This window comes from Oceanobacter antarcticus (assembly GCF_044962685.1).
GTDB classification, from domain to species: domain Bacteria; phylum Pseudomonadota; class Gammaproteobacteria; order Pseudomonadales; family Oceanobacteraceae; genus Oceanobacter; species Oceanobacter antarcticus.
The window spans coordinates 137,647-152,026 of the sequence record NZ_JBBKTX010000009.1 but is presented as its reverse complement, the minus strand read 5'-3'; the positions used below and the strand labels follow the sequence as shown (position 1 = coordinate 152,026).

At 55.2% G+C, this 14,380-nt stretch carries 10 protein-coding genes; 8 read left to right on the top strand and 2 right to left on the bottom strand.

The window, feature by feature from the left end; all coding sequences use genetic code 11:
- The 6 genes from WG929_RS09250 to WG929_RS09225 all read left to right on the top strand — a co-directional run bounded on the left by WG929_RS09250 (position 1) and on the right by WG929_RS09225 (position 7,478).
- Entirely contained in the window at positions 1-1,095 is a 1,095-nt protein-coding gene (locus WG929_RS09250) for a hemin-degrading factor (RefSeq protein ID WP_416205801.1), read from the top strand.
- Positions 1,095-2,036 carry a heme/hemin ABC transporter substrate-binding protein gene (locus tag WG929_RS09245; protein WP_416205800.1) on the top strand — a complete coding sequence of 314 codons (942 nt, stop codon included), beginning with the start codon at positions 1,095-1,097 and terminating at the stop codon, positions 2,034-2,036. The genes WG929_RS09250 and WG929_RS09245 overlap by 1 nt, the downstream gene beginning before the upstream one ends.
- A complete protein-coding gene (locus WG929_RS09240; RefSeq protein WP_416205799.1) occupies positions 2,036-3,151 on the top strand; it encodes a FecCD family ABC transporter permease in 1,116 nt (371 codons plus the stop codon). The genes WG929_RS09245 and WG929_RS09240 overlap by 1 nt, the downstream gene beginning before the upstream one ends.
- Positions 3,148-3,930 carry a heme ABC transporter ATP-binding protein gene (locus WG929_RS09235; protein ID WP_416205798.1) on the top strand — a complete coding sequence of 261 codons (783 nt, stop codon included), beginning with the start codon at positions 3,148-3,150 and terminating at the stop codon, positions 3,928-3,930. Before WG929_RS09240 ends, WG929_RS09235 begins: the two co-directional genes overlap by 4 nt.
- 68 nt (positions 3,931-3,998) lie before the next feature.
- Complete coding sequence (locus WG929_RS09230) at positions 3,999-5,060, top strand: FUSC family protein (protein WP_416205797.1); 1,062 nt, start codon at positions 3,999-4,001, stop codon at positions 5,058-5,060.
- Positions 5,061-5,300: 240 nt separating this feature from the next.
- Positions 5,301-7,478, top strand: coding sequence for a malate synthase G (locus WG929_RS09225; RefSeq protein WP_416205796.1), 2,178 nt, complete (start codon positions 5,301-5,303; stop codon positions 7,476-7,478).
- A gap of 142 nt (positions 7,479-7,620) precedes the next feature.
- Here the strand turns inward: WG929_RS09225 and katG are convergent, their stop codons facing one another.
- Positions 7,621-9,807 (bottom strand): catalase/peroxidase HPI, encoded by a 2,187-nt coding sequence (katG, locus tag WG929_RS09220; protein WP_416205795.1) that lies wholly within the window; start codon positions 9,805-9,807, stop codon positions 7,621-7,623.
- A gap of 296 nt (positions 9,808-10,103) precedes the next feature.
- On the opposite strand from katG, the gene WG929_RS09215 reads away from it, so the two are divergent.
- Complete coding sequence (locus tag WG929_RS09215; RefSeq protein WP_416205794.1) at positions 10,104-11,030, top strand: 2-dehydropantoate 2-reductase; 927 nt, start codon at positions 10,104-10,106, stop codon at positions 11,028-11,030.
- Between the two features lie 139 nt (positions 11,031-11,169).
- The gene (locus WG929_RS09210; protein WP_416205793.1) at positions 11,170-12,282 is read left to right on the top strand and encodes a hypothetical protein; all 1,113 of its coding nucleotides are present in this window, start codon (positions 11,170-11,172) and stop codon (positions 12,280-12,282) included.
- Between the two features lie 31 nt (positions 12,283-12,313).
- On the opposite strand, the gene WG929_RS09205 is transcribed toward WG929_RS09210, so the two are convergent.
- The gene (locus WG929_RS09205) at positions 12,314-14,131 is read right to left on the bottom strand and encodes a cation:proton antiporter (protein ID WP_416205792.1); all 1,818 of its coding nucleotides are present in this window, start codon (positions 14,129-14,131) and stop codon (positions 12,314-12,316) included.
- Positions 14,132-14,380 lie beyond the last annotated feature (249 nt).

Sequence of the window (14,380 nt, the reverse complement as noted above, 5' to 3'; positions counted from 1 at the left end):
ATGACAAATGTAACCGGTATTCAGGCGTTGTCCGGGCAATGGCAAATGCTGTGTCAGCAAGAACCCAAATTACGTATCCGCGATGCGGCGTTACGTTTGGGGGTGAGTGAAGGGGAATTACTGGCCACTCGTATAGGACAAAATCCATCCGTGGGGCGGGTCGTGCGTCTGGAAGGGGATTTCAAACGCTTGTTACGCGACATTGAGCTACTCGGCGAAGTCATGGCGCTGACTCGTAATGACGCCATGGTGCATGAGAAGACCGGGCAATATCAGGGGCTGACGGTGAATGGCAATATGGGCCTGGCATTGGGGGTAATTGACCTGCGGATTTTTTTTAGCCGCTTTGTCCATGGGTTTGCGGTTGAGGATGTGGCAGCGGAAACCACCGCCGGTGTACGCCGCAGCTTGCAGTTTTTTAATGCTCAGGGTGACGCGATCCATAAAATCTACCTGACGGACGCCTCGGATCTGGATCAGTATTTTCAGTTGCTGGAGCGGTTCCAGAGCATCGCTCAAACCCCGGGTATGGTTGTGGAGCCAGCGCCAGCCGCGAACGATGCTGCTCCCTTGCCCGACCTGGATGTCACGGCCTTGCGGCAAGACTGGTCAGCGCTGCAGGATGTCCATCATTTTCAGGCGTTATTGAAAAAATATGGTCTGAGCCGAATCGCGGCCTATGAAGTCATCGGTACGGAATACGCGCAGGCATTGGCCCCGGACGCATTTGTCGCCGCCCTGGAGATGGCGCGTGATGTGGGTCTGTCGATCATGTTGTTTGTTGGCAGCGATGGTGTAATCCAGATTCATACCGGCCCGGTGACCAATCTGGTGCGTACTGGTGAATGGTTCAATATTCTGGATGACACGTTTAGTTTGCACGCCAGACTCACCTTGATTGATCAGATCTGGCTGGTACGAAAACCAACAGTGGACGGTATTGTCAGCTCGCTGGAGCTGTACGACCAGGAAGGTAACCAGCTGGCGTTGATGTTCGGTGAACGTAAAAATGGTCAGCAGGAGTTGGTTGGCTGGCGTTTTGTGCTGGACGAGTTGCAGCAGCAGTACGTACTGGAGCAAGAAGGAGTCGCCTGATGGCTAAACTGCGAGTGTTGTCAGGACGTGTCCTGCCGGTGGTGGCTGGGTGGCTGGGTTGTTTGCTGGTCGTGTGTTCTTCCCCGACGTGGGCTGATGACGATAACAAGCATGGTGCGGTTAATACGCCTCGGCGGGTAGTCAGCATTGATGGTTCCATTACCGAAATTATTTATCAGCTCGGTGCCCAGGATCGGCTGGTAGCGGTGGATACCACCAGTCGTTTTCCTAAGGCGGCAACTGAATTGCCCGATGTCGGGTATATGCGCCAGCTTTCGGCAGAAGGGATATTGTCGATGCAGCCTGACCTGGTACTGACAACGCAGGCCGCAGGACCAGAGGTGGTATTTACCCAGCTGCAGCAGGCCGGGGTGCGGATTGTCCGGGTGGATAATAATTATTCATTGCAGGGTGTGCTCGACAAGATTACCTCGGTTGCTGAGGCGCTTGACAAGGAGGCCGAAGGGCGGGCGCTGGTACAGCGTATCGAGTCCCGTAGTCGTGAGCTGCTGCAGCAAATACCGGTTAATGACTCGCCACAGGCGACTCCGCAGGTGATGTTTCTGTTGGGCGCTGGTGGTCGAGGCATGATGGCTGCGGGCGAGAATACCCAGGCCGATGTGATGCTGAAGCTGGTGGGGGCTGCCAATACGATGAGTTACAGCGGTTACAAACCGGTCAGTGCTGAAGGTGCCCTGCAAGCCGCACCTGAGGTTGTCTTTGTGGCGCAAGTTGGCGCAGCCGCGGTGCCGACCGCAGTATTACAATCTTTGGCGATGACTCCGGCAAGCCAGCATGATCGTATCTTTTCGGTGGACGTCAGTTTGATGCTGGGTTTTGGCCCGCGCTTGCCAGAGGCCATGCAGCAGCTGATGGCGTTGCTTTATCCTCGTGCGGGCCAGTTTGAAATTGCTCGTAAACAGCATGCCGTGGGAATGTGATGATGCCACGCACTCTGGTTTATTCCCGTCGGCTGAGTGATGCCGTATTCAGTTGTCGAGCGTCGTTGTCGGCTTATGGCGCGGGCAGTCAGCAGCTGGTGTTGCTGGGGCTGGGTATGATGCTGGCCGTGGTTTTTCTGTTTTGCCTGACGGTTGGGCCGGTGTCTATTGCCATTGCTGACGTTTGGTTCAGCCTTCGACAGGCTCTCAGTATGGCCCCGACCGGGTCTGCCAATGACTGGGTTGTCCGTGAGTTACGTTTGCCTCGGGCCTTGCTGGCGATGATTGTGGGAGCCGGTCTGGCGGTGGCGGGGGTTATCACCCAGGGGGTGTTTCGTAATCCGCTGGCGGATCCTGGGCTGATCGGTGTATCCAGTGGTGCGGCGTTGGCGGCGGTCGCAGTGATTGTGTTGAATCAATCCTTGTTGTCTGGCTGGGTTTCACTGACCGGGCCGCTGGCGTTGCCGCTGGCGGCGTTTATGGGGGGGCTGGGAGTGACGTTGGTGATTTACCGGTTGGGTACCCGTGGCGGCCAAACCCAGGTTGGTATGCTATTGTTGGCCGGTGTGGCAATCAATGTGCTGGCGGGAGCGGCGACCGGGGTGCTGACCTATGCCGCAAACGATCAGCAACTGCGGGATATGACGTTTTGGTCAATGGGCAGTCTGGCCAGCGGTCGTTGGCAGGATGTGATGGCTCTGGCTGGGCTGATTGGGGTGCCACTGCTGTTGAGCTTGCGTTATCGGCGACTACTGAATGCCTTGCTGATGGGGGAGCAGGTGGCGATACATCTGGGTTTTGATGTGCAGCGATCAAAACGCTGGTTGTTGGCGTTTGCAGCACTGATGGTGGGGGCCGGGGTGGCTGTCACCGGTATTATCGGCTTTGTGGGTCTGGTCGTTCCCCATTTGCTGCGTATGGTCATGGGGTCTGACCATCGTGGTCTGATTCCGGCGTCAGCGTTAGGTGGGGCATTGCTTTTACTGGTGGCGGATACGCTGGCCCGAACCTGGATGGCACCGGCCGACTTGCCTGTTGGTCTGGTGATGGCGTTGCTGGGCGGGCCAATCTTTCTGTTGTTGTTGGTGCAGCAGACTGGTGGTCAGCGACGATGATACGGGCTGATTCGCTGTCAGTGGTGAAAGGACGGCGCTCGTTGCTGGAGTCTGCCTCCATGGTACTGCGCAGCGGTGAAAAACTGGCCATTCTGGGTGCCAACGGGGCTGGCAAGTCAACCTTGCTGTCGTGTCTGTGCGGTGAAAACAGCGATTATGGCGGGGAGGTGTGGCTGGGGGCAGACAACCTGGCTGATTTGTTGCCGGGGCAACGGGCGCAGCGTATCGCGGTGATGCCGCAACAGGTTGAGCTGGCGTTTCCATTTCGTGTGTGGCAGGTGGTGGCCATGGGGCGTTCGCCCTGGGGAGATGAACAGCAGACCCTGGATTGGCAGCAGGACGTTATGAAAGCAACGGAAGTACATCATTTGCGGAATCGTCTTTACCCCCAGCTTTCTGGCGGTGAAAAGCAGCGCGTGCAGCTGGCTCGGGTGCTGTTGCAGCTCTGGCACTATCAATATCCATCCGCTGGTCAGCAAGCGTATCTGTTGCTTGACGAATGCACCTCGGCTCTGGATCCTGCGCACCAGCATGCGGTAATGCATCAGGTGGCTGCCATGGTCGGCCCTAATATTGGTGCGCTGGCCGTTATGCACGATGTGGCACTGGCAGCATCCTGGGCCGACAGGGTAATGCTGCTCCGCGATGGCCGGGTAATGGCATCCGGAGATGCCAGCCTGTTGTGTGATGCCGAGGCGTTGGCGGCTTGTTATGACATGTCACTTGCGTTGTCGCGCCAATATGCCCGTGTTAATCAGCAGTGGCTCGAAGGCCGTTAACAAACTAGGCAGTTTTGCGGCTACCGATTTGTTAATATGTGTATTGATACGCACTAATGGATCATTGAATGTCAACCCAGCCAACTCCCCGCGATGTGTCGTTTGTACGTTCCCTGTTTGCTCTTAACCCCAGTTCAAGGCCGTATCGATATGGCCTGATGGTCGGCATCTGTATGGCCTTTCCGGCATTTGTAGGCACCTTGATGGGGAGTTTTCAGCAAGGGCTGATGGCGGTGATGGGGTCGGCCATTATCTTGTATTTGCCGACGTCCGGCATTGCACAGCGAATGCTGACGCTGGCTGCCTGTACGTGTGGTTTCGCGTTTTGCTTTTTCCTTGGTTTGTGGGGCAGTGTCCATCCGTTGGTCTCTGCCGCCGTGCTGGCGGTGACGGCATTTCTGGTCAGTCTTGTTGCCGGGTATTTCAGGATCGCGCCGCCGGGAAATTTCTTTTTTATTATGCTGGCCGCCATCGCGACGGTAGTACCTCACGAACCAGCGGCTATTCCTGAGCGTATTGGTCTGCTGGTGATGGGCAGTATGGCAACCTGTCTGTTTGCGTTTGTTTATTCGTTATTGTTTCCGGCACCGGTGGCGGCAGTGGACTTGCAACCACTGAGTCAGAACGGCATCCGTACCCTGGTGTTGCATTCCGCCTTGATGGGCATCTTTGTTGGCGGTGGCTACTGGTTTGCCCATGGGATTGGTATGCACAATCCGTACTGGGTGCCTATTTCCTGTGCGGCGATTATGCAAGGTGCCAATTTGCGTATGGTCTGGCTCCGCAAGATTCACCGGATAGCCGGTACGGCTGTGGGGATGGTGTTAGCCTTTCTGCTGTTCAAGCTGATTGATGGGCCGTGGATGTTGACGGCTGCTATCGTGATTCTCAGTTTTGTGATCGAGATGCTGATCCCCAGGAATTACGGTTATGCCGTTATTTTTATTACGCCACTGACGGTGATTTTTGCCGGAGTCGCCAGTCATGGCCTGGAAATGAACGAGCTGGTTTTTACCCGCTTGCTGGATATTTCTCTGGGTAGCGTGATTGGTGCGCTGGGTGGTGTGTTTGCGCATTGGCTGGTGCCGCGTATGACAACGGTACTGAAGCAACGATCAGCCCGGCACTGATGGATGGTGTGGCAGTTTGTTTTGTGGCGGTGGCGGGGTCTTTATTTATACCGTTATCTTTTATTTGTTTGATGAATGGCAAGTATGTCCTTCATACCGGTTATCAGAGTGTGGGCCAGACGGCTATACTCGCCGACTGTATAAACATAAGCGGGCAAAATAGTCCGCCAGCTCCTGAGTTGCTCCGACTACCCCTTGGGTGTTTTTCCCGGAGTTTACTATGACCATAGAGGCCCAAAGATGACTGGATACGTGCAGAAGGGTGGCATTCAGATTGCCCAAGCCCTGTATGACTTCGTAAATGAAAAGGCAATTCCTGGTAGCGGCGTCAACGTCGATACTTTCTGGGCCGGATTTGATGCGGTGGTTAACGACCTGGCACCAAAAAACCGTGAGTTGCTGGTCAAGCGTGACGATCTGCAAGCCAAAATCGACCTGTACCATACCGAACGCAAGGGTCAGCCACACAACCCGGAAGAATACAAAGCTTTCCTGCAAGCTATTGGCTACCTGTTACCCCAGGCAGAGCAGTTTGAAGCAGAAACCCGCAACGTCGAGCCGGAAATCGGTCAGATGGCTGGCCCACAGCTGGTGGTTCCTGTCATGAATGCCCGCTTTGCGCTGAATGCTGCCAATTCCCGTTGGGGATCTCTGTACGATGGTCTGTACGGCACCAATGTGATTGCTGAAGAAGGCGGCGCAGAAAAGGGCACAGGCTACAACGAAGTCCGTGGCAACAAGGTGATTGCTTATGCCCGTGATTTCCTGAATCAGGCTATCCCGCTGGCGACGGGTTCCCATGCAGGCACTACGGCTTACGTCATCGTTGATGGCCAGTTGGAAGTGACTCTGGCCGATGGCTCGACCACTGGCCTTGCCAACGCTGCGCAGTTGAAAGGTTACCTCGGTGATGCTGCAATGCCCGACGCAATTCTTTTTGAAAACAATGGTTTGCACTTTGAACTTCAGATTGATTCCAGCAGTATGGTTGGTGCCACTGATGCAGCAGGTGTCAAAGACATCCTGATGGAATCGGCTCTGACCACCATCATGGATTGTGAAGACTCGGTTGCCGCCGTGGATGCCGAAGACAAGGTGATTACCTATGGCAACTGGCTGGGCTTGATGCAAGGTAACCTGGAAGAGCAGGTGACCAAGGGCGGTAAAACCTTCACGCGTCGTATGAACCCGGATCGTGAATATGCCGCTATCAACGGTGACACCGTGAAGTTGAAAGGCCGCTCGATGCTGTTTATCCGTAACGTCGGTCATTTGATGACCAACCCGGCGATGCTCGACAAAGACGGCAACGAAGTACCAGAAGGCATTATGGATGCCATGGTAACGACCTTGTGCGCCATGCATGACCTGAACGGCAATGCGCCATTTCAGAACAGCACCACTGGTTCGGTAAACATCGTAAAACCGAAAATGCACGGTCCGGAAGAAGTGGCGTTTGCCAACGAACTGTTTGGCCGTGTTGAAGATGTTCTGGGTCTGCCGCGCTTTACCGTGAAAATGGGCATCATGGACGAAGAACGTCGCACCACCGTTAACCTGGCAGAGTGTATCCGTGCTGCCAAAGACCGGGTTGTCTTCATCAATACCGGCTTCCTGGATCGTACCGGTGATGAAATCCATACCTCCATGTTGGCGGGTGCATTCGTACCAAAAACCACTATGAAGCAGCAGTTGTGGATCAACAGCTATGAAAACTGGAACGTCGATACCGGTCTGAAGTACGGTCTGCAAGGTCGCGCCCAGATTGGTAAAGGCATGTGGGCGATCCCGGATGAAATGGGTCAGATGATGGAACAGAAAATTGGCCATCCAAAAGCCGGTGCCAATACGGCTTGGGTTCCTTCACCGACGGCTGCCACCCTGCACGCGCTGCACTACCACCAGGTTGATGTCTTCGCGGTACAGGAAGAACTGAAACAACGTGCCTTCGCATCAGTCGACGACATTCTGACCATCCCGCTGATGAGCGAAGAACAGCAAGCAGCGCTGACGGAAGAGCAGATTCAGCGTGAGATCGACAACAACTGCCAGGGTATTCTGGGTTACGTTGTGCGCTGGGTTAACCAGGGTGTTGGTTGCTCCAAGGTGCCGGATATCAACAACGTCGGCCTGATGGAAGATCGCGCCACTCTGCGTATTTCTTCCCAGCACGTGGCGAACTGGCTGCACCACGGTATCTGTACCAAAGAACAGGTTGAAGACAGCCTCAAGCGGATGGCTGCAATCGTGGATGGGCAGAACGCTGGTGATGCTGAATACACGCCAATGACTCCGGCGCTGGATGGTATTGCCTTCCAGGCTGCGTCTGACCTGATCTTCAAAGGTAAAGAGCAGCCGAGTGGTTACACCGAACCCTTGCTGCACGCCTACCGTCTGAAGTGCAAGGCCGCACAGTAAGTAAAACCGAGTAAACAAAACCGCCGTAAAACACCAATCGCAGGCTTTGTCTGAGAGTGGTGTGATAAAAAAACGGGAAGGTGGCGACACCTTCCCGTTTTTTTATTGGTCGTCTGGCGGTTTCGCCTTTACGCCTCAGTATTTACTTCAGGTCGTAACGGTCGGCATTCATCACCTTGACCCAGGCTTTGACGAAGTCTTTAACAAACTTCTGTTGGTTGTCGTCCTGGGCGTACACTTCGGCGTAGGCACGCAGGATGGAGTTGGAGCCAAACACCAGGTCTACGCGGGTTGCTGTCCATTTCACATCACCGGTCTTGCGATCAACAATGTGGTACAGATTTTTGCCAGCCGGTTTCCAGTTGTAGGCCATATCGGTCAGGTTGACGAAAAAGTCGTTGCTTAATACACCTTTGCGATCAGTGAATACGCCGTGGCTGGTGCCTGCGTAGTTGGTATCCAGTACCCGCATGCCGCCGATCAGTACCGTCATTTCCGGTGCCGTAAGGCCCATTAACTGGCTACGGTCGAGCAGCAGTTCTTCGACACTGACGGTGTAGTCTTTTTTCACCCAGTTACGGAAACCATCGTGGATGGGCTCCAGCACGTCGAACGATGCGGCATCGGTCATGTCGTCGGTGGCGTCACCACGACCCGGTGCGAAGGGTACGCTGATGTCGACACCAGCATCTTGCGCCGCTTTTTCAACTGCTGCACTACCCGCCAGAACAATCAGGTCGGCAAGGCTGACCGGCTTGCCAAATCCAGCCTGAATACCTTCCAGGACGCTGAGTACTTTCTGCAGGCGATCCGGTTCGTTACCTTCCCAGTCTTTTTGCGGCGCAAGACGGATACGGGCACCGTTGGCACCGCCACGGTAGTCGGAACCGCGGTAGGTGCGGGCGCTGTCCCATGCGGTAGCGACCAGTTCCGCGACACTCAGGCCGCTGGCCAGAATGGTGGTTTTAAGCGCGGTGATGTCGGCATCAGACAGGGTGTAGTCGACTGCCGGGATCGGGTCTTGCCAGATCAGATCTTCCGCCGGTACGTCCGGGCCAATGTAACGGCTTTTCGGGCCAAGGTCGCGGTGGGTCAGTTTGAACCAGGCGCGAGCGAAGCAAGCAGAGAAGTATTCCGGGTCTTGCATGAACTTCTGGCAGATGCCGTTGTAGATCGGGTCGACCTTCATGGCCATATCGGCATCGGTCATGATCGGTTTGAGACGGATGGATGAATCTTCCACGTCAACCGGCATGTCTTCTTCGTTGATGTCGACCGGTTCCCACTGCCAGGCACCAGCCGGGCTCTTTTTTAATTCCCAGTCGTGACCAAACAGCATTTCGAACCAGCCCATGTCCCACTGGGTCGGGTTGGCGGTCCAGGCACCTTCAATACCGCTGACGACGGTGTCACGACCAATGCTGCGGCCCTTGGTGTTCATCCAGCCAATGCCCTGGTATTCGACGTCGGCAGTTTCGGGATCCGGGCTGAGGTCTTCGGCGCGACCGTTGCCGTGGCATTTGCCTATGGTATGACCACCGGCGGTAAGGGCCGCCGTTTCTTCATCATCCATGGCCATGCGGGCGAAGGTTTCGCGCACCTGGGCAGCGGTTTTTAATGGGTCTGGCTGACCATTGACACCTTCCGGGTTGACGTAAATCAGGCCCATTTGCACTGCGGCCAGCGGGTTTTCCATGGTGTCCGGCTTGTCGACGTCGCCATAACGACCGTCGCTTGGCGCCAGCCATTCTTTTTCTGCACCCCAATAGGTGTCTTTTTCGGGATGCCAAATATCCTTGCGGCCAAAAGCGAAGCCGTAGATTTTTAAGCCGGCCACTTCATAAGCTATGGTGCCTGACAGGAGTATCAGGTCAGCCCAGGAAATCTTGTTGCCGTACTTCTTTTTGATCGGCCACAGCAAGCGACGACCCTTGTCGGTGTTGACGTTGTCTGGCCAGGAGTTTAATGGCGCAAAACGCTGGTTGCCGGCACCACCACCACCACGGCCGTCCGACAGACGGTAGGAACCCGCCGAGTGCCAGGCAACGCGGGCAAACATGCCGACATAGCTGCCCCAGTCAGCTGGCCACCAGGCCTGGCTTTCAGTCATCAGTGTACGCAGGTCACTCTTCAATGCTTCTACATCCAATTGCTTGAGTTCTTCGGCGTAGTCGAAGTCCTCACCCAGCGGGTTGGTCTTGCTGTCGTGCTGGTGAAGAATGTCGAGGTTGAGTGCATTAGGCCACCAATCGCTGTTGGTTTGACCGCTGGATGTCATTGCGCCATGCATGACCGGGCATTTGCCCGCAGAAGATTGCTTGTTATCCATAATGAGACTCCGATTCTGCTAATGGGATGGTCGGGACAATGGTAACCACCCAGGATGAAATAAATCTGGCAGCTACGGTATTTGGTATGCTGCTGGCTGGAAAGGTTCGCCTCCGGGGTGTTTTTCTGGCAGTGGCTGCTGTCCAATCCATGCGTTCACTATAGACACGTTTGTTATAATTTCATTCAATTAAGTTAAATGAATCTCATAGTAAATATTGATGAATATTGGTCTTGCTGGCGTGCTGTTCGGGTCGCTGTGTAGTATGTCAGTACAACTGTTGGGACGGAGTAAAAATGAAAATTCTGATCGTAGGTGCAGGCGCAATCGGCGGGTTATTTGGTGGTCTGTTGCAGCGCCAGGGCGTAGCCGTGACCTATCTGGTGCGTGAGCACCGCTTGGCTGAGCTGGCGGCTGGCGGTTTGACAGTACAGCTGCCAGATAACGCCTTCAGTTTTCAGCCGTGCTGCTGCACTGCGATCCAGCTGGCGGCCACAAAGCCGGTGTTCGATCTGATTGTGCTCACCAACAAGGCGTATGCCCTGGCCAGTGTGATTGAGAATATTCGGCCAGTGGTATTGGAACAGACGCTGATATTGCCCTTGCTGAACGGTATTCGACAGCTCGATGTGCTGGATGCCGAGTTCGGCGCGGCGCGGGTTTTGGGCGGTATCGCCAAAACCGTGGCAACGCTGGCCGATGCCAATACGGTGGTGGTCAACAGTCCGGGCAGTAATCTGACCGTAGGAGCAAGATCGGCTGAACAGAACGCTGTCGCCAGGGCAATCAATGCACTGTTTGCCGACGCCGGTGTTTTGCTTGGTGATGGCTCCAATATCGGCTTGGCCATGTGGGAGAAGTTCTGTTTGATGGCAGCGCTGGGCGCCCTGAATTGTATGCTGCAGGGATCCGTAGGGGATTATATGAAGAGTGAGGCGGGTGGTGAGATTGCGCTGGCTACCATCCGTGAATGTACAGACACCGCTGCCGCCAGTGGCTATCCGTTATCCGACAAGGTCATTAGTGGTATTCAGCGGACGCTGACTAATCCGAACTCATCTTTTAATGCCTCGATGTATCGGGATATGAAACAGGGGCTGCCGGTAGAAGGTGAACACCTGGTGGGTGATATGTTACGACGGGCGGAGGCGGCGGGTATGGCAGCACCCAATCTGAAGGTCGCCCATGCGGTATTGCAAACCTACAGTGCCAGGCTTGGGTAGTGTCCAGTAGTAAGGCTGGCTCGTATGGTTGCCTGCTGCTGCAGACATCGCGATAAAACTGTCTGTTTTTGTCTATCAGATCTGTTGCCGCCGCCCGGTCTTTGTTCCAATGGCGGCTTCCTTTCGGCGGTGGCTTTTTATGTCTGTACCTGTGTCTGTCCCTGTACGTTGTTGTCCTTGTTTTGTTGCCGCCGCTTTGTTATCGGCTGTTACGGTAAAAACCGCCGTCGCTGATGTGGTGTATTCCTCGGTTACGCTGGTGTCCAGCTCCGAACCTGTACCGGTATTGGATATGGTCAGTGGTTGGGATGGGCCATTTGAAGCCGGGGAGTATGCCTATGCCGATGCCCGTGTCACGCTGGGTACTTCAATGCACTTGGCTGACGGGAACGGCTTGCAGCACAGTTTTGTTGAGTGGGAACGGCGCTGGCATTACGACTTGTCATTTTCCAGGGGCATGTCCCGTTATTATTATTCACTTGAACAGGGCAGTGAGCTGGATGCAGGTGAGGCACTGGCACTTGATGCCCGGATGCTGGTCGCCAGTGGCGTACGAACCGGTGCGGAGTGGCAGCTGGACAGCGCTGCCCTGGGTGTCGCCGGGCGCTGGTCCGTGACTCCGGCATTGGCGTTGTATCGGGTGTCGGAGTGGCAGTTTGGTTCGCTGACGGGGGGCGCCGAAGGTGGCGCAACCGAAACGGCTTCGGCAACGCTGGATTATCATTTTAGTGAAGACAAGATTCTCGCCTATGAGATTGATCCGTCCCATGGCTGGGGGCTGAGTCTGGATCTGGCCAGTGAATGGTCTGATGGCGAACGCTGGCGGCTATCGTTACAGTTGCAGGATATTCTGAACCGTTGGCAATTGACAGATTCCGGTTATACCCGCGCTTGTATCAATTTTAATTCGCCATCGTTGCCGGTGTGCAGCAGTTCAGCAACGGCATCGGGCAGGTCGGGAGAGGAGGTGTTTGTTGCCCGGCTGCGGCCGACGACTCGTATCGCTGTTGATTATCTGCCCTGGCAGGCTCGGGTTCTGGTCTATCATCACGGTGATTACGACCGCCTGGGTATTGAAAAGCATTGGCAGCCGGTCAGCGGTATTGAGCTGGGTGCGGCGGTTTACAGCACCGCCCAGCTAGGGCTGTCGTTCAGTCATCGCTGGCTGCAGCTTGCCATCGCCAGTGACGACATCCGCTCCGGTTTTGCCCGCGAGCTGGATGTGTCTGCCGGGCTGCGCTTCAGCTGGTAGCGCTCAGAGAGTAGGCTGCATCGGGATATTTTCAGGTTTCCGGCTTGCACAGGCTGATCAGTCGCCATCCTGATTCGGGGCAGAGTTCCTGGTCGGCCACTTTCATGCGGACTTTGCCTTCCGGGGTGATGGCCAGTAGCCAATATGACCGGTCAGCATTTTGTGCTTTAAAGGCGGCAAAATCGAAGGTGTCCGTCAGTCGGGTGGTTTTTAATTCAGCCCCTTGGGATAACAGGCTGGCGAACTTGCCGTAACTCAACTCGGCATCAAATAACGGCAATCCGCGTTGTTCTGCAGCGCTGTGATGTTTGGTTTTATGGCGTTGATTATTGGTTCCCGATTCCTTTTGTGCCAGTACCTTGCTATGCAGGGCAAAGACGCGCTCAAATCCGAATTCATCACGGAAGTGCATGCAGGCGACGGTATTGAGGTGGTTATCGGGTGACAGCGCCATCAGCTTGCCAAGTCCGGCCAAATCAAGTCGATCACTGGCGTAGTCCGACATCGGGCTACCATAAAAGACCGGCAAACCTGCCATGCGGGCACGCTGGATATTGTCGTAGCTGGAGTCGGCCAGCAGTACCCGGACATTCTGCTTGGTCAGCTCGCTGGCGATGGCACGGGCAATCGGGTTCGCTCCCATAAACAGGATGCCGTTGGCGGGTGGTTCTACCACACCGAGCCAGCGGGCAACGGGTCGCGCCGTTGCGCTCTGAAATACCACAGTGCCAAAAATCACACAAAATGTCAGCGGCACCAGCAACGCTGCACCGTCAACACCCTGATGCTGCAATTTGATCGCAAACAGGGCGGAGACCGCTGCCGCAACAATTCCTCGTGGCGCGATCCAGGCCAGCAGTGCCTTGTCTTTCCAGTTCAGGTCGCTACCGATGGCGGATAACCAAATAGTGAGCGGCCTGGCGATAAATTGCATTACTGCCAGCAAGATCAGCGGTGCCCATCCAAGCTGGCTGACTGCTGTCATGTCCAGTCGTGCCGCCAGCAAGATAAACAGACCGCTGATCAGTAGCAAGGTAAGGTTTTCCTTGAAATGCAGGATTTCTGCCAGCCGCAAGTGCTTCTGATTGGCGAGCCACATCCCCATCAGGGTGACCGCCAATAGCCCGGATTCGTGGGCCAGATGGTTGGCAACGGTGAAGGCCAGCAAGACAGCGGCCAGTACGGCCAGATTTTGCAGATATTCCGGCAGCCAACGGCGTGCCAGGGCAACGCCAGTCAGCCAGCCACATGCCAGTCCTAGCACGGTGCCTGAAAGCAGTATCTCAACAAAAGCAAGCAGGCCACTGCCAACCCCGGCTGCCTGGTTCTGGGCGGCGATAAATTCATACACCACCACCACCAGTAACGCGCCGATGGGATCAATCAGTATGCCTTCCCAGCGTAAGATATTACCCAGTTCGGCACGGGGTCTGACGGTTCGAAGCATCGGCATGATAACGGTCGGGCCGGTCACAACGGTGAGAGCACCAAATAACACGCTGATCGACCATTCAAGCGCAAACAGCCAGTGGGTAGCACAGGTAACGATTACCCAGGTCACCAATGCACCGAGGGTAATTAAACGTCTGACCACCGTACGCTGAGAACGTATTTCGGCAAGGTCGAGCGTCAGGCTGCCTTCAAACAGAATGATGGCGACACAGACAGAAACCAGTGGAAACAGCAGGTCGCCAAACATCATGTCTGGATCCAGCACACCGCTGACGGGGCCAGCAAGCAAACCGGCCAGTAGCAAAAACAGGATAGCGGGCAGGTTGCTGCGCCAGGCCAGCCATTGGCAAACCAGTGCGACAAATGCGATCAGGGCCAGCATCAGGCTGGTTTCCATAGGTGACTCCTTGGGCGACAGGTCGGGCTATATCAGCACTGCTGTTAACGATGATAGCAGCGATTGATCCGCATAGTGCCTGCCGGAGGGTCGAGTCGCCAGCGTTGTTGTGCCAACAACCTCAAATTATACCGTTATCTATTTTGGTTTGAAGGAGTGCCGCACTTCTGCTTCACTTATCCGGCCGTTATCAAAAGCCAACGCCGGTTCGAGCCAATCAGCCTCCAATTATAAAACACGGAATAACAA